Origin of the sequence: Enterococcus sp. MSG3290 (assembly GCF_050555565.1) — a bacterium.
Taxonomy (GTDB): domain Bacteria; phylum Bacillota; class Bacilli; order Lactobacillales; family Enterococcaceae; genus Enterococcus_B; species Enterococcus_B faecium.
In genome coordinates, this window is the sequence record NZ_CP187862.1 from 519204 (window position 1) to 542288 (window position 23085).

At 39.3% G+C, this 23085-nt stretch carries 22 protein-coding genes and 1 other annotated feature; of the genes, 17 read left to right on the top strand and 5 right to left on the bottom strand.

Annotated features, from left to right (window positions below):
- Positions 1 to 2: 2 nt before the first annotated feature.
- The gene (locus IGL31_RS02405; protein ID WP_002286736.1) at positions 3 to 347 is read left to right on the top strand and encodes a DUF1831 domain-containing protein; all 345 of its coding nucleotides are present in this window, start codon (positions 3 to 5) and stop codon (positions 345 to 347) included.
- 270 nt (positions 348 to 617) lie between these two features.
- The gene (gene efmA, locus IGL31_RS02410; protein WP_002291207.1) at positions 618 to 1904 is read left to right on the top strand and encodes a multidrug efflux MFS transporter EfmA; all 1287 of its coding nucleotides are present in this window, start codon (positions 618 to 620) and stop codon (positions 1902 to 1904) included.
- Between the two features lie 137 nt (positions 1905 to 2041).
- On the opposite strand, the gene IGL31_RS02415 is transcribed toward efmA, so the two are convergent.
- A complete protein-coding gene (locus tag IGL31_RS02415; protein ID WP_002291205.1) occupies positions 2042 to 2641 on the bottom strand; it encodes a metallophosphoesterase in 600 nt (199 codons plus the stop codon).
- Positions 2642 to 3044: 403 nt separating this feature from the next.
- On the opposite strand from IGL31_RS02415, the gene mnmA reads away from it, so the two are divergent.
- The 3 genes from mnmA to IGL31_RS02430 all read left to right on the top strand — a co-directional run bounded on the left by mnmA (position 3045) and on the right by IGL31_RS02430 (position 6965).
- The gene (gene mnmA, locus IGL31_RS02420; RefSeq protein WP_002286726.1) at positions 3045 to 4166 is read left to right on the top strand and encodes a tRNA 2-thiouridine(34) synthase MnmA; all 1122 of its coding nucleotides are present in this window, start codon (positions 3045 to 3047) and stop codon (positions 4164 to 4166) included.
- Between the two features lie 245 nt (positions 4167 to 4411).
- Positions 4412 to 5833: an arginine-ornithine antiporter gene (gene arcD, locus IGL31_RS02425; RefSeq protein ID WP_010718310.1), complete on the top strand. Its 1422-nt coding sequence runs from the start codon at positions 4412 to 4414 to the stop codon at positions 5831 to 5833.
- 13 nt (positions 5834 to 5846) lie between these two features.
- The gene (locus tag IGL31_RS02430; protein ID WP_086299866.1) at positions 5847 to 6965 is read left to right on the top strand and encodes an aminotransferase; all 1119 of its coding nucleotides are present in this window, start codon (positions 5847 to 5849) and stop codon (positions 6963 to 6965) included.
- A 59-nt stretch (positions 6966 to 7024) separates the two neighbouring features.
- Here IGL31_RS02430 and IGL31_RS02435 read toward each other — a convergent pair whose 3' ends face one another.
- Positions 7025 to 8317, bottom strand: coding sequence for a multidrug efflux MFS transporter (locus tag IGL31_RS02435; protein WP_002325116.1), 1293 nt, complete (start codon positions 8315 to 8317; stop codon positions 7025 to 7027).
- A gap of 149 nt (positions 8318 to 8466) precedes the next feature.
- Here IGL31_RS02435 and IGL31_RS02440 point away from each other — a divergent pair, with 149 nt between their 5' ends.
- The 3 genes from IGL31_RS02440 to IGL31_RS02450 all read left to right on the top strand — a co-directional run bounded on the left by IGL31_RS02440 (position 8467) and on the right by IGL31_RS02450 (position 11538).
- A complete protein-coding gene (locus tag IGL31_RS02440) occupies positions 8467 to 9027 on the top strand; it encodes a TetR/AcrR family transcriptional regulator (RefSeq protein ID WP_086299995.1) in 561 nt (186 codons plus the stop codon).
- A 128-nt stretch (positions 9028 to 9155) separates the two neighbouring features.
- Positions 9156 to 9533, top strand: a complete 378-nt coding sequence (locus IGL31_RS02445; protein ID WP_002291196.1) for a DUF1033 family protein — start codon at positions 9156 to 9158, stop codon at positions 9531 to 9533.
- Positions 9466 to 11538, top strand: a complete 2073-nt coding sequence (locus IGL31_RS02450; RefSeq protein WP_086299865.1) for a DNA topoisomerase III — start codon at positions 9466 to 9468, stop codon at positions 11536 to 11538. The genes IGL31_RS02445 and IGL31_RS02450 overlap by 68 nt, the downstream gene beginning before the upstream one ends.
- A gap of 210 nt (positions 11539 to 11748) precedes the next feature.
- On the opposite strand, the gene IGL31_RS02455 is transcribed toward IGL31_RS02450, so the two are convergent.
- Positions 11749 to 12696 carry a glycosyltransferase family 2 protein gene (locus IGL31_RS02455; protein WP_002289773.1) on the bottom strand — a complete coding sequence of 316 codons (948 nt, stop codon included), beginning with the start codon at positions 12694 to 12696 and terminating at the stop codon, positions 11749 to 11751.
- A 245-nt stretch (positions 12697 to 12941) separates the two neighbouring features.
- Here IGL31_RS02455 and IGL31_RS02460 point away from each other — a divergent pair, with 245 nt between their 5' ends.
- On the top strand, positions 12942 to 13406 hold the full coding sequence (locus IGL31_RS02460) for a methylated-DNA--[protein]-cysteine S-methyltransferase (RefSeq protein WP_086299864.1): 465 nt from the start codon (positions 12942 to 12944) through the stop codon (positions 13404 to 13406).
- Between the two features lie 61 nt (positions 13407 to 13467).
- Here IGL31_RS02460 and IGL31_RS02465 read toward each other — a convergent pair whose 3' ends face one another.
- Positions 13468 to 14511, bottom strand: a complete 1044-nt coding sequence (locus IGL31_RS02465; RefSeq protein ID WP_002298276.1) for a YeiH family protein — start codon at positions 14509 to 14511, stop codon at positions 13468 to 13470.
- 499 nt (positions 14512 to 15010) lie between these two features.
- On the bottom strand, positions 15011 to 15976 hold the full coding sequence (locus tag IGL31_RS02470) for a TDT family transporter (RefSeq protein WP_010718307.1): 966 nt from the start codon (positions 15974 to 15976) through the stop codon (positions 15011 to 15013).
- A gap of 233 nt (positions 15977 to 16209) precedes the next feature.
- On the opposite strand from IGL31_RS02470, the gene IGL31_RS02475 reads away from it, so the two are divergent.
- The 8 genes from IGL31_RS02475 to sufC all read left to right on the top strand — a co-directional run bounded on the left by IGL31_RS02475 (position 16210) and on the right by sufC (position 23085).
- Positions 16210 to 17055 carry a LysR family transcriptional regulator gene (locus tag IGL31_RS02475; RefSeq protein ID WP_002291186.1) on the top strand — a complete coding sequence of 282 codons (846 nt, stop codon included), beginning with the start codon at positions 16210 to 16212 and terminating at the stop codon, positions 17053 to 17055.
- A 190-nt stretch (positions 17056 to 17245) separates the two neighbouring features.
- Positions 17246 to 18433, top strand: coding sequence for an FtsW/RodA/SpoVE family cell cycle protein (locus tag IGL31_RS02480; protein WP_002291183.1), 1188 nt, complete (start codon positions 17246 to 17248; stop codon positions 18431 to 18433).
- A 5-nt stretch (positions 18434 to 18438) separates the two neighbouring features.
- Positions 18439 to 18795: an arsenate reductase family protein gene (locus IGL31_RS02485; RefSeq protein ID WP_002295166.1), complete on the top strand. Its 357-nt coding sequence runs from the start codon at positions 18439 to 18441 to the stop codon at positions 18793 to 18795.
- A gap of 1 nt (position 18796) precedes the next feature.
- Positions 18797 to 19135: a glycine cleavage system protein H gene (locus IGL31_RS02490; protein WP_002291179.1), complete on the top strand. Its 339-nt coding sequence runs from the start codon at positions 18797 to 18799 to the stop codon at positions 19133 to 19135.
- 75 nt (positions 19136 to 19210) lie between these two features.
- Positions 19211 to 19467: a binding site (T-box leader), on the top strand.
- 62 nt (positions 19468 to 19529) lie between these two features.
- A complete protein-coding gene (locus IGL31_RS02495) occupies positions 19530 to 20564 on the top strand; it encodes a methionine ABC transporter ATP-binding protein (RefSeq protein WP_002304234.1) in 1035 nt (344 codons plus the stop codon).
- On the top strand, positions 20557 to 21243 hold the full coding sequence (locus IGL31_RS02500) for a methionine ABC transporter permease (protein WP_002287674.1): 687 nt from the start codon (positions 20557 to 20559) through the stop codon (positions 21241 to 21243). Before IGL31_RS02495 ends, IGL31_RS02500 begins: the two co-directional genes overlap by 8 nt.
- Before the next feature lie 23 nt (positions 21244 to 21266).
- Complete coding sequence (locus IGL31_RS02505; RefSeq protein ID WP_081156419.1) at positions 21267 to 22115, top strand: MetQ/NlpA family ABC transporter substrate-binding protein; 849 nt, start codon at positions 21267 to 21269, stop codon at positions 22113 to 22115.
- A gap of 196 nt (positions 22116 to 22311) precedes the next feature.
- Positions 22312 to 23085, top strand: a complete 774-nt coding sequence (gene sufC / locus IGL31_RS02510) for a Fe-S cluster assembly ATPase SufC (RefSeq protein ID WP_002287679.1) — start codon at positions 22312 to 22314, stop codon at positions 23083 to 23085.

The following is a 23085-nucleotide window of genomic DNA, read 5'->3' on the forward strand; positions in this document are numbered from 1 at the left end:
TCATGGCATTTGAAACAACAGCAACGGTACTGGGCGCACCAATTAGCTATCGTTTGCATCCTGATGCAAAAAGATATACATTGCGCGATAATGGATTTACAGAAACAAACGGAGGCAATTATCAATTGATCCGACCATTAGATGCCACGCCGCAAAGCAAAGAAGGATTCAAATTAAAAATCACTGTATCAAAAGATATTCAAACATTGAAAATGTCGATCACTACAGCAAATGGATTGAAAGCAGTCAATATTTTCAAAGATCCAAAACAGAAAATGAGCCAAGATAAATTTTATTTTCTGATGGATGGGATGATTAGCCGTGGGTTATTCGAAAAAGTCGAATGATCTGTGGATATAAAAAGACAATTAGTTTTGAAACGGCCTATTGTTAGATGACTAACTTTGTAAGGACGACGCAAATTAGTTGTCTTTTTTATTTTTAAATTTAACACATGTTGTTATTTTTAATATTTTGCTGATTTATTGTTTCTAAGTAAAGAAATTTAAATTGAAACGATTGTTATTTAGGGAAAAAGGTATTTTTTGAAAAAAGAATCCCGTATAATGATTGTTGTGCAAACGCTATACAAAATGAAAAAGAAAAGAGGGATGTTTATGGAAAATGAACAGTCGGTCGTTTTAACGAATTGGAAGAGAAATTATTTGTTCTTTTTATCGGGACAGTTTTTGTCAGGAATCACTAGTATGGTCGTTCAATATGCGATCATCTGGTATTTGACAAGAGAAACCGGTTCGGCGACAATTTTGAGTTTTGCTACTTTACTAGGAATGATTCCCATGGTTTTACTAAGCCCATTTGTAGGACCGCTAGTGGATCGCTGGGATAAAAAAGCTCTTTTGATTGTCACGGATATTATTGTAGCGATTTTCGCGCTTATTTTAGCAGTAGTCGGAACGATTTCAGAATCCTTCCCGATTTGGCTAGTTTTTGTGTCTTTGTTTATGCGTTCGGTCGCACAAACATTCCAAATGCCAACGATCCAGTCGATTATGCCGACAATCGTTCCATCTTCTCACATAACAAGGACGAATGGACAGTTAGGAATGGTCCAATCAGCGAATTTCATCATTGCGCCAGCTCTAGGTGCGGCTTTGTTTTCAGTCGTTCCTGTCAATTACCTTATTTTATTAGATGTATTGGGGGCAGTTTTTGGTGTCGGCTTATTGATTTTTGTGAAGATCCCAAAAGTTTCTCCTGAAATATTGGAAGTTCCGCTTACTATTTTTAAAGATGCAAAATTTGGGCTGCAGCAATTGATGGATAACAAAGGGTTATGGTACATAACGATCAATGGTGCATTTGTGATGCTGTTGTTCATGCCAGCAATCAGTCTGTATCCATTGATGACGCTAGATTACTTTGGTGGTTCCGTTGGACAGGCGGGAGCAGTGGAAGTAGTCTACGCAGTCGGAATGCTCTTAGGCGGTGCACTGATCAGTTTTATAGGAACATGGAAAGACCGAATGAAACCTATTATTATAGCCTACATCATTATGGGCCTGACGATCGGTGCAAGCGGATTGGTTCCAAACGATAGTCAAGGGTTCTTGTACTTTCTTATCTTGAATGCAGGAGCAGGTTGTGCAACGCCATATTTCAATACACTGCTGATGGCAATGATCCAGCAGAGTTATGAATCGAATGTTTTAGGTCGTGTCTTAGGGAACTTCAACTCTTTGATGAACCTGGCAGGTCCAATTGGATTATTATTTGCAGGACCATTAGCTGATCGTTTAGGGGTAGAAAAAATGTTCTTGTTTTCTGGAATCGGGATTTTATTATGCGGAATCGTTTTATTTTTAACGTCAGCTGCTCGAAATTATGATAAAGAATTACAGAAAAAATTGGTAAAAGAACACCATGAGCAAAAAGACGAATAGTATGGAATGGAGTTGTGACAGAAGTCTTGTTACAACTCCATTTCTGATCCTAATGTTCCTGTGGCAATAAGCCTACTCAAATGAAAAATATGAGTAATTATCTTTATTTGTTTAATACTTGATATAGGGCAGTTTTTTCACGACCTATCGTACTTCCTCTTTGCTTCATAGATTTCTTTGATTTGTTGCTCAGATAACGGAGTGCCAAATGGTAGTTTTTCCTTTAAGAGTTCTCTTTCCGGTGCGTCTACGCCTACATTGACATCGTTCTCGATAGGTACGCTGTAATGATGGATATGTCCATGAAGATTGCGGATAGTGTCGTTAGGCCCGAGCAACATCGGATAATGAGTCAAGTAATATTGTTGATGGTCGAATTTAACGATGGCACCTACATCATAAAAATAAAATTTGGGACTTCCGTCAGTAAGCCTAGGATCATTTTTTTCTAAATAACGGAAAAAAGCACGACTGTCATGGTTCCCTTTGATCAAGTGGATTGTTCCTTGCAGTTGAGTGACCAGTTCCAAAATTTCTGCATTTGCTTTTTCATATTGCGGATGCATAGCAAGGTCGCCTAGATGATAAACATGGTCGGTTTCTTTTATTACTGCATTCCAGCTAGTGATCAACTGTTGGTTCATTTCATCCACATTTGCAAAGAGCCGCGGAGCAAAGTCGTTTTTTCCTAATAAGCGTTCATGGAAAAAGTGCATATCACTGGTAAAGTAATTCATGTATCTCTTGCCTCCCTTTTTTCTTAGAGTAAACAAAATCACTTATCTGAGCAACTCATAACATCTAAAAAGAAAAGGTTGTAAATGAGACGTGCAGCTTTAAGCGATAAGAAGCAATTTTGAAAAATAGTTTTTCACAATTTACAAAATTATTCCTTATTGCCGAAAGGCTGGCCCTTTTTATGAGTATGCCAATTTTTTATATCGAATGCTCAAAAGATGAGTGATTTTTTGGTTGACTATCATGTTTGTGTACTGAATAGGTCCAGTAGAACAGTATTTTTACGACTTGATAATTAAGGGATGAAATTTTCAGAAATATGACGTATAATGTAAAATACTGAAAAGTTGCGACCTTCAACTCGTAGATGTTTCAGAATCTAATTGAAATGATGGTGATATCATGACAGACAACAGCAAAACACGCGTTGTCGTAGGGATGAGCGGCGGTGTCGACTCATCTGTAACAGCACTTTTGTTAAAGGAACAAGGATACGACGTGATCGGAATATTCATGAAAAATTGGGATGACACGGACGAAAACGGTGTATGCACGGCCACGGAAGATTATAAGGATGTAGCGAAAGTAGCTGCTCAAATCGGGATTCCTTATTACTCTGTGAATTTTGAAAAAGAATATTGGGATCGTGTATTTGAATATTTCCTAGCCGAATACCGCGCAGGACGTACACCTAACCCAGACGTGATGTGCAACAAAGAAATCAAATTCAAAGCATTCTTGGATTATGCAATGGATCTTGGCGCCGATTATGTAGCTACTGGACATTATGCGCAAGTCACTCGCGATGAAAACGGCGTGGTCCACATGCTTCGTGGAGTAGACAATAATAAAGATCAAACTTACTTCCTTAGCCAATTATCACAAGAACAGCTTTCAAAAACGATGTTCCCTCTAGGCGGCATGGAAAAATCAGAAGTACGGGCAATTGCTGAACGCGCAGGCCTTGCGACTGCTAAGAAAAAAGATTCAACGGGAATCTGCTTTATTGGTGAAAAGAACTTCAAACAATTTTTGAGCAACTATCTGCCAGCAAAAAAAGGAAATATGGTCACTCTTGATGGTGAAGTCAAAGGCCAACATGCTGGCTTGATGTATTATACGATTGGTCAACGTCAAGGACTAGGGATCGGTGGCGGAGGAGATTCGCAAGAACCCTGGTTTGTTGTAGGAAAAGATCTAGCGACAAACACATTATATGTGGGGCAAGGGTTCCATCATCCTGCATTGTATGCCACAAGCTTGGATGCAAGTGAAATCCACTTTACGACGAATGAACCAATGCCAAAAGAATTCAAGTGTACAGCGAAATTTCGTTATCGTCAGCAAGACGTTCCTGTGACAGTTCGCTTATTGGATGATAATCGTGCAGAAGTCGTATTCGACGAACCTGTACGTGCAATCACTCCTGGACAAGCAGTTGTATTTTATGATGGAATGGAATGTCTGGGTGGTGGTTTGATCGACCACGCATATCAAGAAACAAAAGTTTTACAATACGTTTAAGCGATATTAAATGAATCAAAACAGCTATGGCTAACAAAAGAAACACCTTTTCTTTTGGATAGCATAGCTGTTTTTTTGCAATAAAATTAATTTTTATTCATTTTATACTTGAAATGCTTGTGTAAAAAGTTCATAATATCCAATAATATGAATAAAGTTGCTTTTTGTTAAGCAAGAGCAGTTGCAAAATAGAAGGGAATCTTTTGCAAGTGATTTGTTCAATTTTATAAGTGAGGGTGATGGAAATGGAAAAGAAATCGACGGGTATTAGCAAATGGGGACTGGTTGCTCTGGTTGTCAGTTCGTCAATCGGAAGCGGTGTGTTTGGGATCACAAGTGATCTGGCTAGTTCTGCAGCTCCAGGGCCAGCGATCCTTTCATGGATAATCGTTGGGATTGGTATTTTAGCTTTGGTATTATCGCTGAATCATTTAGGAGAAAAACGTCCAGATCTAGATGGTGGTATTTTCGGTTACGCGGAAGCTTCATTTGGTAAATTAGGTGGCTTCATCAGTGGTTGGGGTTACTGGTTGTCTGCGTGGCTGGGAAATGTTGCTTTTGCAACGATGCTGATGAGCGCCATGGGAGAATTTTTCCCGATATTCAAAGGTGGACAAAATGTTCCTTCTATTTTATTTGCAAGTATTTTTATTTGGGGTCTGACTTTATTAGTAAACAATGGAGTTGAAGGAGCGAGCGTCATCAATACAATCGTGACGATCTGTAAATTAGTGCCATTATTCCTATTTTTAATATTTGTATTTATCGCATTTAAAGTGAATATATTCACTGCTGATTTTTGGGGTAACGTATCTGATAATCTAGTGAATGGAACAGGGCAGCAAGGAACGATCTGGTTGCAGATTAAAGGTTGTTTGATGGTTATGATGTGGGTCTTTGTAGGGATCGAAGGCGCAAGTGTTTTAGCCAACCGCGCGAAGAAACGTTCAGAAGCCCAGCAAGCATCGATCATTGGTCTGCTTTGTTTATTGTTTATCTATATCCTTGCTTCGATCTTGCCATACGGCGTCTTATCTCAAGAAGAGTTAGCAACTATTTCACAACCTGCTATGGCAAATATTTTAAAAGGAATCGTGGGAAATTGGGGAGCAGCGCTGATTAATATCGGCTTGATTATTTCGATCATTGGTTCTTGGTTGTCTTGGACGATGCTCCCAGCAGAAACAACGATGTTGATGGCTCGAGACGGTCTGTTGCCGAAAGCTTGGGGAAAAACGAATAAAAAAAATGCCCCAACTTATTCGTTAGTTGTTACTGCAATCTTGACTAATCTATTCTTATTGACTTTCTTAGTTACTGATTATGCCTATCAATTTGCCTATTCTTTATGTACAGCGGCAATTTTGATTTGTTATCTACTTGTCGGGATCTATCAAGTCCAGTTTTCTTTAAAAGAAGGAATCAAAAAACAAGTAGTGATCGGTGGGATTGCTGTAGTTTTTGAATTGATGGGCATCATTTTAGCAGGATTTTCTTATGTCCTTTTATGTAGTATTGCCTATCTTCCTGGTTTTTGCTTCTACTGGATCGCTTGTCGTGAAACCAAACATCAAATTACGGGAAAAGAAAAAGTAATGATTGGGCTGATTTGTGTGGCCGCACTGCTTTCAATCGGGTTGCTTGCTGTAGGCTGGATCAAGATATAAGGGGGAAAGAAACATGGAAATCGCAAATTTCGGTGTAGAAGAATGGCTAAATAAATGGGAAAAGAAAGCGGTATATGATATTGCACAAAGCTCGATCGAAGCATTGACATTAGACGAACTCGTTGGCTTAGATGGGACTAGCGTAAGTGAATTTTTCGAAAAACGCAAAAACGAACCATTGGACTATGGCTGGATCGAAGGATCAGATGTTTTCAAACAAGAAGTCGCTTCTCTTTATCAAACCGTCGATCCGGAAAACATCTTACAAACGAATGGAGCGACTGGTGCTAATCTTTTAGCTCTATACGCGTTAGTGGAAGCAGGAGATCATGTTGTTTCGATGCTTCCTACTTATCAGCAATTATATGACATCCCCAAATCTTTAGGTGCCGCTGTTGACTTTGTTCATTTGAAGGAAGAAGAAGATTGGCAGTTTGATTTAGAACAGCTAGAAGCCTTAGTCAAACCTGAAACAAAAATCATCTGTTTGAATAGTGCAAACAATCCTACAGGCACATTGCTAGATCGGAAAACTTTAGAAAAAATCGCAGAAATTGCTCGTACAGTAGATGCATATGTATTGATAGATGAAGTATATGCGCCTTTAACGGATAAAGGTGAATTCTTGTCGATCGTAGATGTCTATGAAAAAGGTATAGCAACCAATTCCTTATCCAAGACCTACTCCATTCCAGGTATTCGTATTGGCTGGACAGCTACTGGACCTGAGTTGGCAGAAGTTTTTCGAAAGTATCGAGACTACACGATGATTTGCGGCGGAGTCCTGTCAGATGATCTTGCTGTACATGCATTGAAGAATAAAGAAAAAATATTGGAGCGAAACAAAAAGATCATTACAGAGAACCTTGTGATTTTAAAACAATGGGTAGCCAATGAACCGAAAGTTGAACTTGTCGCTCCCAATTACGTCTCTACTTCTTTCATTAAATTAGCCATCGAAGAAGATGACCAGACATTTTGTATCAATTTATTAGAAGAAACAGGAGTACTATTAGTACCAGGAAGTGCCTTTGATTTACCGAAGCATGCCCGACTAGGTTACTGTTGTAAAAAAGAAACCTTGGAAAAGGGATTATTCCTCTTATCTGAGTTCTTGAAAAAACAGGCCTAAACAAAAACACTGCAAGGACAGTCTGTGACAACTGTTCAAGCAGTGTTTTTCATTTACGCTTATTGTCTATGAGAAGGAGAGTGCCCTGAAGATATGGAGACTCCTGAAGCTTTTTCTTCTGCAGTTTCTTGCTGATGGATCTCTTGTGTATTGTGTCGTACAAGCAAGAAGTTGACCAAAACAAGAAGAGAAGTCGAAAGAAAGACGCCACGATAACCAAATGCACTGGAAACACTGGAGCCGATCATAGGCCCTACTACGTTACCAGTTGCTTGGAAAGATTGGTTATAACTGAAGATCCGTCCAGCAGCTTGATGAGGCGAATATTTTGTGATCAATGCTTGGACAGCAGGGAGCAGACAAGCATCAGAGATACCAATCAAAAAACGTAAGGCAGCTAATTGCCAAACATTCGTGACGAATGCCATTGGGATATAAACCAGAATCGCAAAACCCAAACCAATCGCAAGTATTCTTTCACTCCCGATCTTGTCACCTAAGCGACCAAATCTTGGAGCGGCTATCAAAGTGGCAATCCCAGGTATCGAAGCGATGATTCCGCTGATCAACGTAACATTCCCATGTCCATGCAGCAATTGGCGAATGTACAGACTGATGATTGGACTAATGGAATTGTTGGATGCTTGGATGATCATCGTTGTGACGAACATACCGATGACGACGTGTGGATATTTCAAGTCTTTGAAAATCTGTTTGGCAGAAACCATGTTTTCTTTTTTCACTGGGACAAATTTTTCATGGACGAAAAACAGACTCAACAAGAAGACGAAAAATAAGATGATCCCTGTAATGAAAAAGGTAGGGCGATAGCCAAACGCTGAAGCAGAGATCCCGCCAAGAAGCGGTCCAAGTAATGTTCCTGTAACAGAACCAGTTGCTAAGGTTCCAAGAACTTGACCACTTTTTTCTTTTGGCGTCCCAGTTGCGACAAGGGCAGTGGCATTACTGATATAACCAGAAAAAATCCCTTGAAGCAGACGCAATGCGACTAATTGATACACACTAGTCACGCAACCCATCAAAGAAATGACGATTGCCATTCCTAATGAAGCACGCAACAGCATCAATTTTCTTCCTTTTTGGTCGGCTAATTTTCCCCACCAAGGAGAGATCAGCGTAGTCACCAAGAAAGTAGATGAAAAAGTCAATCCGCTCCAAAAGTTCAATTGTGACGTACTATAATTACCTAACGTATCTATGTAAAGTGACATAAAAGGCATGACTAAACTAAATCCGATACCAGCCATAAATGTTCCAAACCATAAGACAAACAAGTTTTGTTCCCAAGTTTCTCTTTTCCTAAATAATTTTTCCTTTATTCTTGCAGCCAATTAGACTCCTTCTTTCTGAAAATTTTCATCTACAGCTCTTTATTATAAACTACAATATGTAGTTTATCAATGAAAGTCTCTTTTTTCTCTTTCTTTTTCGTGGTAAACTGAAAGAGTGAAGGATTTATTTTATGAGAGGAAACATGGAAATGAAAAAAAGAAATCTGTCTCAAGAGAAAATCATCGACTGCTTTCGAGAACTAGCAGAAGAGATGGATGTTCAGCAAATAACCTTTCAGCATTTAGCCAAACGCTTGGATATCAAGGCTCCCTCGCTGTATAACCATTTCAAAAATATTCGTGATGTCAAAACAGCGCTAACAGCGAAACTTCTGCAGGAACTTAATGACCAGCTGCGTCGGGCTCTTGTAGGAAAAAGTAGTCAGGAAGCACTGCAGATCTATGCAGAAACTTATCGATCCTTTGCTTTTTCAAATCAAGCAGTGTATGAGTTACTGATCAGTGTACCGCATACCAATGAAGCTGTTTTATTAGATGGAATCCATGAAACGAATCAGATCATTTTGCAGATATTTGAGGCTTTTCAATTAACGAAAGAAGAAAAAGTTCATCGAAGCAGGGAACTTCGTAGTATGATCCACGGTTATCTTTCCTTACGTTTTTTAGGATACTTTACAAAAGAACCAACAATCGATCCAGAAGACAGCTATTTTTGGATGATCAATGACTTTATCGCTACTTTGCCTTAAACAATCAGATTCATTTGTAACAATTTTAAGATGTTCATTAAATGACCCTTTTATAAGAGAAAATTCTTGCAACTTTCTTGAAAAGTGACTAAGATGAGTCTAGAAAAGCTGAAAGAAGGAGCACGAGTATGTATCAAGTAATTACCATGTTCGGGGACAATGAGCCTTGGTGGTTTTTTGAAGACTGGGAAGAAGATATTGAAGCAGAAGAAACATTCGAGTCTTTCGAAGAAGCACGACAAGCGTACGAAAAACAATGGAACGAAATCCATCAAAATTATGAATATATCAATGCAAAAAGTAACTTTCTCAGCGCCTTTTGGAATGACGGAGATGAGCGCTGGTGTGAAGAGTGTGACGATGATTTACAGCAATACAAAGGACTTGCGTTGTTGAAAAATCATCAGCCCATCACAGTAGAAAGCGGAAAGGAATTTTATGAAACAACTAATTCTAGCGGAAAAACCAAGCGTTGCGAAAGACCTAAGCAAGGTGCTTGGTGCTAATCAAAAGCACAAAAATTATTATGAAGGACCCAAGGTGATCGTTACTTGGGCCCTTGGTCATTTATTAGGATTGAAAATGCCGGAAGATCTGAATAAGGAATGGCAGAGCTGGCAAATGGACACGTTGCCAATGATCCCTAAAAAACTAGGAATCAAACCACTTCCTAAAACAGGTCATCAATTAAAAGCAATCAAGCAGCTGGCTCAGCGAAAAGATGTCTCAGAAGCAGTCATTGCGACAGATGCCGGAAGAGAAGGGGAACTTGTTGCTCGCTGGATCTTAGAGTATGTGCATTTCAATAAACCAGTGAAGCGGTTATGGATCTCTTCTCAAACAGATAAAGCAATCAAAACTGGATTCAAGCAACTAAGACCTGCGAAAGAATATGATGCATTGTATGAATCTGCTCTTGCCCGGGCAAAAGCGGACTGGCTGGTAGGATTGAATGTGACCAGAGCCTTAACTGTGAAGTACGCGGATAATTTATCAGCAGGCCGTGTGCAGACACCGACACTAGCATTAGTGAGAGACCAAGAAAAGAAAATCGAGCAGTTCCGTCCACAAACGTATTTCACGATCACGTTGCAAGCTGGAAAAGAACAAGCCAAAATGCTTCAAAAAAATCAATTTGCTTTAAAAACACAAGAAGAAGCACAAAAACTTGTTCAATTGATCAGTACAAGCAAAGGAACTGTCACAGAAGTCCAAGAAAAATTAAAAACGGAATCTGCGCCATTGCCTTATGATTTAACAGAGATCCAAAGAGAAGCCAATCAACGCTATGGCTATTCTGCAAAGAAAACATTAAGTCTTGTACAAAGTTTGTATGAGACCCATAAGATCGTTACTTATCCGCGTACAGACAGCAAATATCTGACAAATGACATGAAAAGTACGATGAAAGAACGATTGCAAGCAGTCAGCGACTTTGCTCCTGAGGTCAAGCAGTATTTGAAAAACGGAGCCATCGTCCAACAGACAAAAGTATTCCAAGACAGTAAAGTGACCGATCACCATGCACTTTTGCCAACTGAAAACAGAGCACGTTATGAAAAATTAAGTAATGAAGAGCAAAAAATCTATCAAATGATTGTCTCTCGTTTTTTAGGACTGTTTGCTCAACCCCATAAAGTCAGCCAAACAAAAGTTACGGTTGAATTTGGTAAAGAACGATTCATTTTTCGGCAAAATCGTGTCGTCCAAGCAGGATGGAAAGGCGAAACTGAAACTGAGACGGAAACAGTCAAATGGGAAAAAGGAATGAGAATCAATCCCGATTTCGCCATCAAAAAAGAACTATCTGCACCGCCTAAACCATTGTCAGAAGCAAGCTTGCTTGGTCAAATGGAAAAATACAGTCTGGGAACCCCAGCTACGCGTGCAGAGATTATCGAGAAACTAATCAAATCTGAACTGATGGAACGTACCCCTCAAGGACTGCAAGTATCTCCTAAAGGTAAGCAATTATTAGTATTGGTAAATCCCTCTTTAGTAACACCAGATTTGACAGAAAGCTGGGAAAAAGACCTTGAAGCTATTGCTGCAGGAAAGAAACAAGCAGGAACCTTCTTGAATGGAATCGAAAAAGAAACAAAACGCTTGGTGAATGAGATCAAATCAAGCAAACAAGAATATCAAGATTTCTCGATTACCCAAAAGAAATGCCCAGAATGTGGGGCCAATCTGCGCGAGAAAAACACACGTGACGGCAAAATCTATGTCTGCACCAATTCAGATTGCAACTACCGCAGAAGAAAAGATCCAAAAGTCTCTAATCATCGATGCCCGCAATGTCACCGGAAAATGGAAATCATCGAAGGTAAAAACGGTGCTTATTTCCGTTGTAAATACGATGGAACGACAGAAAAAATGCTTGATAAAAAAGAGCAGAAGAAGAAAATGACCAAACATGAAGAACGACGCTTGCTGAAAAAATATGCACAAGCAGAAGAACCAGAAGAAAGCCCATTAGCAGCAGCACTAAAAGCAGCAATGAAGAAGTAATAAGATATGAAAGAGGTTGTGATAGAAGTGGTCAGCTTCAAGAAATAAGAAGGAATTTACGAAAATTGCTTCTCAAATTTTTGTGAAATTTCGGCTTATTTCCGAAGAAGCTACTTCTGGAACACCATTTATTCGGAAAAAAGGACTGTGACAAGACTTTTGTCACAGTCCTTTTTCATTTAAAAAAATGTTTACTTCATTTGACGTATATTATTGGTGAGGCTTCAATTCATTTGGCTTCACTTTTTCTGTTTCTCTTATGATATAAACAGGACGCTGTTTCGTTTCTAAGAAGATTTTCCCGATATATTTCCCGATGATTCCAAGACATAACAGTTGGATTCCACCAATGAACAGGAAGATCGAGACCATGGAAGGCCATCCTGATGTAGGATCACCAAACAACAATGCCCGCAAAATAATGAACAAAATTGCAATACCAGAACCGACACAAGACAAAGCGCCGATAAATGAAGCAATCGTTAACGGTGCATCCGAGAAGTTCACGATACCATCAATCGAGTAGTTGAATAATTTCCAGAAGGACCAAGATGTTTCGCCAGCCACACGTTCGCGGTTTTCATAAGAAATATATTCTGTTTTAAACCCGACCCAGCTAAATAATCCTTTTGAAAATCGGTTGTATTCTGTTAATTCTAGGACGGCATCCACCATTTGACGAGTCATCAAGCGGAAATCACGAGCGCCATCGACCATTTCTGTATCGCTGATTTTATTGATCAACTGGTAGAATTTTTTCGCAAAGAAACTGCGTATCGCAGGCTCGCCTTCACGAGTCGAACGCCGGGTGCCGACACAATCGATATCAGAAGTAGTGATCCGGTTGATCATCTCAGGAAGCAGTTCGGGCGGATCTTGCAGATCAACATCCATCACGGTCACTAAATCTCCTGTAGAAGCTTGCAATCCAGCGTATAGAGCCGCTTCTTTCCCAAAATTTCTGGAAAATGAGACAAAGCGGACATAAGGATAAGCTGAGGCTAGCTTCTTGATTGCTGCTAACGTACCGTCTTTTGATCCGTCGTCAATAAACAAATATTCGAACTCATGGGCACCTTTGAATTTTTCAACCTCATCAAAAAAAAGAGGAACAGTTTTTTCTTCATTAAAACATGGGACAACAATTGATACTTTCATCGTTTCTATCCTTTCAATCGTATGTTTATATATGGTTTACATTCAAAATTTAATAAACCTTAAATAACACCTTTAAAATTTGATTTTACGTAAAAGAACAGGTATTCTTTTTGTAAACTAACGTATTTAGTTTACCATGTTTCCTCGGTTTATCAAACTTTTAAGAACAATTTTTATTAGTTGGCAAGTAGTTTTGGATAGAGAAAAAGGAGGAAGTTCCAGTCTATTGACTAGGAGCAAACAAAATGAAAATACACACACCTATCGGCTTTTTATGGTTAGATGCAGATGAATCCGGATTGACTGCTGTATCTTTTCAGCCAATTTCAGAAAACGAATCAGCGAATCAGCAAATTTTAACGCGCACACAAGAACAGTTTGAAGAATATTTTGCGGGAAAAAGAAAAGAATTTGATGTTCCTTTATCTATAAAGAGAGGTACGCCTTTTCAGCAAAATGTCTGGAAAGCTTTGTCGACTATTCCTTATGGAGAAATCCGAACGTATAAAGAAGTAGCTGTTGCTGTTGATAGTCCGAAAGCTGTGCGAGCGATTGGGCAGGCAAATCGAACCAATCCATTGCCAATCGTTATTCCTTGTCATCGAGTGATCGGGCAAAATGGAAAACTGACAGGATATATGGGAAACGCAATAGATGGGGTTGAAATCAAACGCCAATTGTTGTTGTTAGAAGGATATCTGCAAAATTAAAAACAGTTGTGATTCGGACATTGTTCCATGCGAGAATCACAACTGTTTTTTCATGTTCATTCTAAACTTTGATCAGCCAAATAAATAGTAAAGCCATCACTGTTTGGAGAAGCCCGACAGCTAATCCATAAAATAAGAAGCGTGTACCTTCTTTCATGAATTTTGCAAAGTCTAAACGCAGACCAATTGCCGCTAAAGCAGTGATCTCAAACCAGCTGCTGATAAAATGTGCCGATTGGTCAATAACTACAGGTAAAGAAAACAAGCTGTTGACCAAACAAAAGATCACAAACCCTAATACATACCAAGGAAGCGGTAATTTTCGTTTTTTCTGCGTATCAGTTGGCGTTTCAAACAGAGCTGGTTGTTTCTTGTGCATGAATTTTTCAAACAGATAGACAACAACAACGAGCATCATAATACGTAGAATCTTAAATAGCATGGCGAATTCGACAACAGAATTGTCAAGTAAGCTTGCCCCAGCGACTACTTGACCAACAGATTGGAGTGTACCACCCAAAAGTGCACTTTTTTCAATGAGATTTCCACCAAACAACTGTAATCCAAGAAAAGGGAGAGTCAACATCATCACAGTACCCAGTAGATTGACTAGTGTGATGATCTGTCCTTTTTCTTCCTCTTTCGCATGGATGGAAGGGGCGATCGAAGCAATAGCAGAAGAACCACAAACAGCGTTTCCTCCAGCCATCATCAAAGAAGAAGTATCGCTGAATTGCAGTTTTTTACCAATCAAGTAAGCACCGATGATAGTGACTGACATTTGCAGTAACACAAAAACAATTCCTTTTATACCAATTTGAGCAATCGTTTGAGCTGTGACAGTTGCACCTAGTAAAAAAACAGAGAATTCTAATAGTTTGCTTTCAGCAAATTTTGTGCCGATTGCTAGAACAGGCTGTTTAAAAAAAGTATTTCCTAATAAAATACCCAATAAAATAGCAATAGTCGCTCCACCTAACTGTGGCAGATAAATAGCAAGAAGCCTGCTGAAGGCAGCGATGGCAAAAGAAAGCAGTAACCCGGGTAAGATTTCGCGGACCGCTGAATCCTTTACAGATTTTATTGGATGTGACAATGATTTCATTTGATCGGTTCCTTTCGTCAATAAATACTAAAAGCATACTCGAACATAGTAGCACTAAACCAGTATTTTGACAAAAGAACAAGAGGTCGTGACAAAAGTCTTGTCACGACCTCTTGTTTCGAATAAACGGTGTTCAAAAGCCAGTTTTTCGGTATTAAGCCAAATTTATGCAAAAATGTGGAAAGCCATTTTCAAAAAATTTTTCTTAATACTCGAAACTAAGCGGCTTTTTCACGACCTCTTGGTAAACGGTGTTCCAGAAGTAGCTTCTTCGGAAATAAGCCGAAATTTCACAAAAATTTGAGAAGCAATTTTCGTAAATTCCTTCTTATTTCTTGAAGCTGACCACTTCTTTTACGACCTCTTGGTAAACGGTGTTCAAAAGCTTGCATCTGCGGTAATAAGCCCAACCAGTACAAAAACATGAACAGCTGTTTTTGTTTGGCCGTTCTTATTACTTGATGCAGAACAGCTTTTTCACAACCTATTGAATCGATTATTAAGCGATTTTTTTAGAAACAAATTTTCCATGTTTGCTATGTTCTTTAATTAAGAAACGTACGTAATGAGCAAGAACGTAGAAGACAACTACACTTGCAAACAGACATTCCGCAACTTTTAAGAAATCCAATACGCTACTATAGATACCTAAACTGTTGAAGTAATGAACAGTAGTAAATATAGCTGTTGCAGAGATAACAAGCGGGAATGTAAAGGCTGCATAGCTTGGATAAAAACGAAGCTTGAACAAACGTGGAAGCATAGACAGCACAACGAAATACAATACTTGAGATAAAGCGAACAATGCTAAGACAAGATAAAAATTAGGTTCAGCAAAGTTTTTAAGATAACCTGTTAGGCAAAGAGAACCAGGTGCTGCAACGATCGTAATCAGCGGACGTGTCGGATGAGCCATATTTCTTACGAAAAAGACACGTTTGATGATGATCGGCAATAAGAACGCATAGCAGATCAATGAAATCCAAAAGAAAATTTTTCCAATAAGCGGGAAGAAGTTCCCGGCAGTTACAGTGATGACCCCAAATCCAACGTAAATGATAAACCAGCTTGGATAAATTGCTTCAATTGAAAGATCAGCTTTGATAACATGGTGATAATTGAAATAAAAGACAAGGATCACTTGGAAGATAACAGCGCACAGCCAAATGAATTTGACAATTGGTGCAATACTTTCATATGAAACAAAATAAGTACAAATAACCATGAGTGACATCGTAAAAGTTGGTGAAACGGAGGCGATGATTGGATCATGCAACGTTTGTTTCGTGTGTTCGAATAAGATAAACAATTTAACAAAAATGAATATCATAAGAATCATAGAGATACCGCCAGTTAGATTGCCTAAAGCAACATGGTGATAGTCTTTAAACAGATTTCCAAGGGAAGCTAACCCAAGGATCAACCCGCAGATCGGGATCGGAATAATTTTCAAAAAGTTCTTCATATATAATATTCTCCTTTTTATTTAATAGATTTTAGTACCAAGATGAACGAATACATTGTAAAATGAATAGGAATGTATGATTACGAGCAAGCAGACAGCTGATTGTCTTCATCTAAGTTACTAGTTGGATCAGCAACTGTTTTGTTGTACATTTCTATTATAGATGGTTTTTTGTATATTTAAATCAAATAGTTTTTATAGTAATTATCATAAAAAGTTATGGAAGTGGTGCCATGTTTAAGTTATTAACGACTTTTCGAGCAGTATATGAAACAAGAAATTTTTCCAGAGCAGCAGAAGTACTGTTTTTATCTCAACCAGCAGTCTCGAATCAAATCAAACAGTTGGAGCGGGAATTGAATATCGATCTTTTTCAACGTAACGGAAGAAAAGAGATGCTTCCAACTAAGCAAGCCGACTTATTATATGAACGGACACTGGTTTTGTTAGAAGAATGGGAAGAAACTCAGCAAAAATTGCTCAATGAACAAAATGAAGAAGAAGTATGTCGGATCGTTGCTTCCCACACCTTTGCTGTCTATCTTTTGCCTCAGTTGATGAAACATCTGATCAAAAGGTTTCCTAAAGTGCATTTTGAGATCGAAATCGCGAATTCTCATGAATCATTAGAACAAGTAGCGAAACATGAATCCGATTTTGGTTTTATCGAAAAGCCATTAGAGACTTCCGGCGTACAAAGATACTCTTTGATGGAAGACCAGCTAGTCATCGCTGGGGACCCAAAAAGCAAATTGTGGCTTGTAAGAGAAGCAAACTCTGGTGTTTTTCATTACACGCAGCGTTATTTTGAAGAGATGAATATCCAAGATAAGAAGATGATCGTGAAAAGTAACGATGTAATTGTTGCGTTGCTGAAGGAAGGAATCGGTCGCTCGATTTTGTCTAAGCGCTCTGTTCCAGAAAATGTGCCAATGACTCCGTTGAATTTCCATCGGTATTTTTATTTCATCCAACGAACCAATCTGGTTTCTGATCAGCTGCTAGAGATTGCCGAAGAGATCCTTCGATACAATGAAAGCACAGAAACTTCTCACAGCGAGGAGAATCTCAGCTGGTAGATAATTGCATGTATCAAAAAAAGTTCTATGATACACTAAAGATAAGCAGTAGGCTTTTGTACTGCATTTGCTCAAGCAACTGCACAAACGGAAAGTTAATTTTTCCCAAATGTCTATGGAAAGACTTTCCATTATCTAACTGGACCGCTATAATAATCAGCAGTATGGTTTTTAAGAAAAGGGATGAAACATGGAAAAAAAATTAAAAGCTTCGAACGATAATCGTATTGATTATGGCGTGATTTTACCAGTCTTTCTGTTATGTTTGATTGGTCTGCTCTCATTATATGTAGCACTTAGCCATGATCCGAACAATCCAGCAGTCTTGAAAGGCGTAGGGATGCAAGTTGTCTGGTATTTAGTTGGAGCGGCAGCAATCGTTGTCATCATGCATTTGAATTCCAAATGGATCTGGAAACTGACTCCTTACCTTTATGGTTTGGGGTTAGTGGTAATGGGACTCTTGCTCAAATTCTATGATCAGAATTTAGCTGCTTCAACAGGGTCTAAAAACTGGTTTCGATTCGGTGCGTTTACTTTCCAGCCAGCAGAGTTGATGAAGATTGCGTACATCTTGATGATGGCACTGATCGTAACTAAACATAATACGCAAGTAAAAGAACGGACGATGAAATCGGACTTTTGGCTGATTGGGAAGCTCTTGATCGTGACAATACCGGTTTTAGCATTGATCATGGCCCAAGATGACTTTGGAACGATGCTTGTCTTTCTTGCGATCTTTGGCGGGATTTTCTTGATGTCTGGAATCTCTTGGCGCATCATCGCACCTGTAGTAATCTTGGCAGTAGTTGTTGGAGCAGGAACGATCTTCTTGGTTACGACTGAAGGCGGAAGAGACTTGCTTTACAAAGTTGGCTTCAAATCTTATCAGTTTGCACGTATTGATTCATGGCTGGACCCTTTCCATGATACGTCAGGAATGAGTTATCAGCCGGCCCAAGGACTTTTGGCAATTGGTACCGGTGGCTTGTTTGGTAAAGGATTCAACGTAAGCAATATTTATGTGCCTGTTCGTGAGTCCGATATGATTTTTACCGTTATCGGTGAAAACTTCGGCTTTATCGGTGGTGCATTCGTCATTTTCTTGTATTTTATTTTAATCTATCGTATGATTCGGGTGTGTTTCGATACGAATAATGAATTTTACGCCTATATCGCAAGCGGTTTGATCATGATGCTGCTGTTCCATGTCTTTGAGAATATTGGAGCAAATATCGGATTACTTCCTTTAACAGGGATCCCATTGCCTTTCATTAGCCAAGGAGGATCTTCGATTTTAGGGAACATGATCGGTATCGGGTTGATATTATCGATGAGATATCAAAATGAAGCACCTGCAAGATCTTCAAGGAGGTAAGAAAATTGTACACCTTTTACTGGTACCCGAAATGTTCAACATGCAAAAAAGCCAAAGCGTGGTTAGACCAGCATGGCGTTAGTTATCAAACTGTTGATATGATCAAAGAAGTACCGAAGGCCTCAACGATTGAGACTTGGCTAGAAACGAGTCAAGTACCAATCCGTCGCCTGTTCAACACAAGCGGGATGAAATATCGGGAACTTGGACTGAAAGATCAAGTAGGCGAGTTTACGGCTTCAAAAGCGAGCCAAGTCTTATCGACAGATGGTATGCTGATCAAGCGGCCACTGATCTTACGAGAGGACCAGCTTGTTGCAATTGGATTCAATGAAAAAATTTATGAAGGAGAACTGATATAAAATGGCAGGCAAGCATTTGAAGAAAAAGGACAACCTTTGGATCTTATTTAATGGAAAAGAATACTGTGTTGGTTTGACAAATGAAGCGCAAGAAGAACTTGGAGACATCACGTTTGCCAATCTGCCAAAAGCAGGACAATCGCTAAAAAAAGATGAACCTCTGATCGAAGTTGAAGCGGAAAAAGCGGTCAATGAATTTGCCAGCCCGCTAACGGGTACAGTTTCTTCTGTTAATGATAAAATCGGTGAAGATATCAATATCTTGAATGATTCAGATGAAATGAATGCGTGGATCTTAAGTTTCAAAGATGTTGATCCAAAAGAATTTGACGAATTATAAAATCAGAAAATCACTTGAAAAAAGTTGACACTGATTCTTCCAGTTGCTATAATCATAAGCAATCCTATATGAAACGAGAAAGCTTTGAAAAGAAGAGTACATGTCACGGACGTTTGAAGAGAGCCCTGTTTGCTGAAAATGGGTAACGAAAATGAGATGGAAGATGGTCTTAGAGCAGAGTAAGCGAGCGTAAGCAAACTTACTACGGGAGTGCCCGTTACAGCGCGACAGTATACGGAAAGAAGCTAAGTCCAAGTACTGGAAGAGGCTGTTATTGCGAAGTAACGGTAAATCAAGGTGGTAACACGGAAGTTCAAGCTTTCGTCCTTTTGCTTAAGGCAAGAGGGCGAAGGCTTTTTTGTTTGAAAAATCATAAGAGAAAGATGTGAATGGCATGTCATTAATCCAACTAACGAATGTCAAAAAGACATTCAATGGGAAAAACGGAAACATCCAAGCCGTCAATGACGTTTCACTAAACGTTGAAAAAGGGGATATTTATGGAATCGTCGGCTATTCTGGCGCAGGAAAAAGTACATTAGTCCGTCTCCTGAATGGACTTGAGCTTCCCACGAGCGGCGAAGTGATCGTAAACGATCAAGATATTACAAAATTAAAAAACAAAGAATTACGTACATTCCGAAAGAAAATCGGTATGATCTTCCAGCATTTCAACCTGTTATGGTCAAGAACTGTACTTGAAAATATCCAGCTGCCGCTGGAATTAGCTGGCGTACCAAAGAGCAAACGTAAAGAACGGGCAGAAGAACTGTTGCGTTTAGTCGGGTTAGAAGGACGCGGACAAGCATATCCTTCACAACTTTCCGGCGGACAGAAACAACGCGTCGGTATCGCACGAGCATTGGCAAATGATCCTGAGATCCTGCTTTGTGATGAGGCTACTAGCGCATTGGACCCGCAAACAACAGAAGAAGTATTAGACTTATTGTTAGCGATCAATAAGAAATTGAATTTGACCATCGTCTTGATCACACATGAAATGAATGTGATCCGCAAAATCTGCAACAAAGTCGCTGTGATGGAGTTGGGGAAAGTCGTAGAAGAAGGAGACGTATTGACTGTCTTCAGACAACCGAAAAAAGAAGTAACCAAACGCTTTGTACAACAAGACATCGAACCAGAAGCTGATTCGACAGAACTATTAGCTGAACTCATCAAAGAAAATCCAAGCGGCCGTTTGGCAACTTTGACCTTTAGCGAAAGAAATGCCAACGAGCCAGTCATTTCCCAAGCGATTCGACGCTATAACATCGATGTCAACGTTGTGTATGGAAAGATCAAACAAGTGAAAGAAGGTTCCTTTGGTTCATTGACTGTCTTGATGACTGGTGAAACCAAAGAATTAGATCAAGCAGAAGTGTTCATCAAAGAACAAGGAGTAGGAATTGAGGTGATCCATCGTGGATAAAAGCTTTTCAGAAACATATCTAGATTTTAAACAAATCAACCCGGAAACGATGAATCAGGCTATCCTTGATACACTATATATGACATTAATCTCAATGGTCTTAGTGACGATCATCGGATTAGTTTTGGGATTGATCCTTTACTCTATTGGACGCAAAAACAAACCGTATGCTCGAATCATTTATGGAATCGTATCGATCATCAGTAATATTTTCCGGTCAACGCCATTTATGATCTTGATGGTTTTGATCATTCCATTTACTAAAGCAATCGTAGGCACTATGCTAGGTGCGCAAGCAGCCATTCCAGCTCTTGTTTTATCCGCAGCACCATTTTATGCCCGTCTAGTAGAGATTGCTTTTCGTGAAGTCAGCCCTGGTGTACTGGAAGCAGCAGATGCAATGGGAGCAAGTTACTGGGAAATCATCTGGAAGGTCTTGATACCTGAAAGTATTCCCGCATTGATTTCTGGATTAACAGTTACAACGATCTCGATGATCGGATTTACTGCGATGGCCGGCGCGATCGGCGCAGGTGGACTTGGAGGTCTTGCTTGGCAGGAAGGCTACCAGCGTGGTAATCTGACAGTGACATTCGTTGCGACTTTAATTATTTTACTAATCGTATTTATCGTTCAAGGAATCGGTGATTTCTTAACTAAGAAAACAGACAAAAGATAATAGGATATAGGGGGATGTAGGATATGAAAAAGAAAATTTTTGGATTAGCAGCAGCGCTTTTGCTGACTGTAGGATTAGCAGCATGCGGTAACAACAGCGACAGCAAAGATTCAGCAAATAAAGCAGACGACACGACATTGAAAGTCGGCGCTTCACCGACACCGCACGCAGAGATTTTGGAACATGTGAAACCATTATTGAAAGATGAAGGAATCGATCTTGAAATCGTCAAATTCGATGACTATGTATTACCGAACCAATCTTTGGAAGAAGGCGACATTGATGCCAATTACTTCCAGCATATTCCTTATTTGAACAAAGAAATCAAAGAAAAAGGATATGACTTTGTCAATGCCGGTGCTGTCCACATCGAACCAATGGGCTTGTACTCTAAAAAAGTCAAAGATGTTTCCGAATTAAAAGATGGTGCAACAATCATTACTTCAAATTCTGAATCAGACTGGGGACGCATCATCACAATTCTACAAGATGCTGGCTTAGTCAAAGTCAAAAATGGAGTAGATCTGGAAACAGCAACATTCGATGATATTGAAGAAAACCCTAAGAACTTGAAGTTCAACCATACGATCGACCCATCACTTTTAGCTTCTACGTACCAAAATGATGAAGGTGACCTAGTTGCAATCAACGCAAACTTCGCTTACGGCGCAGGGTTGAATCCATTAGAAGATGCCGTATTGCTTGAAAAGGACAACTCTCCTTACGTGAATATTATTGCGACTCGTAAAGGTGATGAAGACAGTGACAAAATCAAAAAACTGATTGAAGTGCTTCACCGCAAAGAAGTCCAAGAATGGATCACAGACAAATGGGGTGGCTCTGTTAAACCAGTAAAGGCTGATGCAAAATAAGGTATGGAACAAAAAAGATGAGAAATAAGTCTGTAATGGCTTATTTCTCATCTTTTTTATACCTATTCTAATTTAGAAATCAAAATTGTTTAATAATAAATAAAAGATATTTGATTTTAGTAAGGAAGGTCATTGCGCTTCATTCTCAATTAGTCTAAAATGAGTGAGAACGAAAGAGAATTTGGGGGTATAATGCATGTCTGTCTTAGAAATAAAAAATCTACATGTGTCGATCGAGGAAAAAGAAATCCTTAAAGGCGTAAACCTAACAATGAAAACCGGAGAAATCCATGCCATCATGGGACCTAACGGCACAGGAAAATCTACCTTATCTGCCGCTATCATGGGCAATCCAAACTATGAAGTAACAGAAGGCGAAATTTTGTTTGACGGGAAAAATGTTTTAGACTTGGAAGTAGATGAACGTGCGCGACTTGGCTTATTTTTAGCTATGCAATATCCAAGTGAGATACCAGGTATCACGAATGCGGAATTCATGCGTGCAGCGATCAATGCGAAACGTGATGAAAACGACAAAATTTCTGTTATGGCATTTTTGAAAAAGTTAGATGAAAAAATGGCTTTACTAAATATGCCAGAAGAAATGGCTGAACGTTATCTGAACGAAGGTTTTTCTGGCGGAGAAAAGAAACGGAATGAGATCCTGCAATTGTTGATGTTAGAACCAACATTTGCAATTTTAGACGAAATCGATTCAGGTCTGGATATCGATGCTTTGAAAGTCGTTGCTAAAGGAGTAAATGAAATGCGCGGAGACAATTTCGGTGCATTGATCATCACCCACTATCAACGATTATTGAACTATATCACACCTGATGTCGTTCACATCATGATGGAAGGCCGAGTAGTCATGACAGGGAATGCTGACCTAGCTAAACGTCTGGAAGCAGAAGGCTACGCTGGTATCAGTAAAGAATTAGGAATCGACTATAAAGAAGAAGAAGCGTAA

Excerpts from the sequence above, each read along its gene's own strand:
- IGL31_RS02405 (WP_002286736.1), top strand. The coding sequence starts at position 3 with ATGGCATTTGAAACAACAGCAACGGTACTGGGCGCACCAATTAGCTAT.
- efmA (WP_002291207.1), top strand. The coding sequence starts at position 618 with ATGGAAAATGAACAGTCGGTCGTTTTAACGAATTGGAAGAGAAATTAT.
- IGL31_RS02415 (WP_002291205.1), bottom strand. The coding sequence starts at position 2,641 with ATGAATTACTTTACCAGTGATATGCACTTTTTCCATGAACGCTTATTA.
- mnmA (WP_002286726.1), top strand. The coding sequence starts at position 3,045 with ATGACAGACAACAGCAAAACACGCGTTGTCGTAGGGATGAGCGGCGGT.
- arcD (WP_010718310.1), top strand. The coding sequence starts at position 4,412 with ATGGAAAAGAAATCGACGGGTATTAGCAAATGGGGACTGGTTGCTCTG.
- IGL31_RS02430 (WP_086299866.1), top strand. The coding sequence starts at position 5,847 with ATGGAAATCGCAAATTTCGGTGTAGAAGAATGGCTAAATAAATGGGAA.
- IGL31_RS02440 (WP_086299995.1), top strand. The coding sequence starts at position 8,467 with ATGAAAAAAAGAAATCTGTCTCAAGAGAAAATCATCGACTGCTTTCGA.
- IGL31_RS02445 (WP_002291196.1), top strand. The coding sequence starts at position 9,156 with ATGTATCAAGTAATTACCATGTTCGGGGACAATGAGCCTTGGTGGTTT.
- IGL31_RS02450 (WP_086299865.1), top strand. The coding sequence starts at position 9,466 with ATGAAACAACTAATTCTAGCGGAAAAACCAAGCGTTGCGAAAGACCTA.
- IGL31_RS02455 (WP_002289773.1), bottom strand. The coding sequence starts at position 12,696 with ATGAAAGTATCAATTGTTGTCCCATGTTTTAATGAAGAAAAAACTGTT.
- IGL31_RS02460 (WP_086299864.1), top strand. The coding sequence starts at position 12,942 with ATGAAAATACACACACCTATCGGCTTTTTATGGTTAGATGCAGATGAA.
- IGL31_RS02465 (WP_002298276.1), bottom strand. The coding sequence starts at position 14,511 with ATGAAATCATTGTCACATCCAATAAAATCTGTAAAGGATTCAGCGGTC.
- IGL31_RS02470 (WP_010718307.1), bottom strand. The coding sequence starts at position 15,976 with ATGAAGAACTTTTTGAAAATTATTCCGATCCCGATCTGCGGGTTGATC.
- IGL31_RS02475 (WP_002291186.1), top strand. The coding sequence starts at position 16,210 with ATGTTTAAGTTATTAACGACTTTTCGAGCAGTATATGAAACAAGAAAT.
- IGL31_RS02480 (WP_002291183.1), top strand. The coding sequence starts at position 17,246 with ATGGAAAAAAAATTAAAAGCTTCGAACGATAATCGTATTGATTATGGC.
- IGL31_RS02490 (WP_002291179.1), top strand. The coding sequence starts at position 18,797 with ATGGCAGGCAAGCATTTGAAGAAAAAGGACAACCTTTGGATCTTATTT.
- IGL31_RS02495 (WP_002304234.1), top strand. The coding sequence starts at position 19,530 with ATGTCATTAATCCAACTAACGAATGTCAAAAAGACATTCAATGGGAAA.
- IGL31_RS02505 (WP_081156419.1), top strand. The coding sequence starts at position 21,267 with ATGAAAAAGAAAATTTTTGGATTAGCAGCAGCGCTTTTGCTGACTGTA.
- sufC (WP_002287679.1), top strand. The coding sequence starts at position 22,312 with ATGTCTGTCTTAGAAATAAAAAATCTACATGTGTCGATCGAGGAAAAA.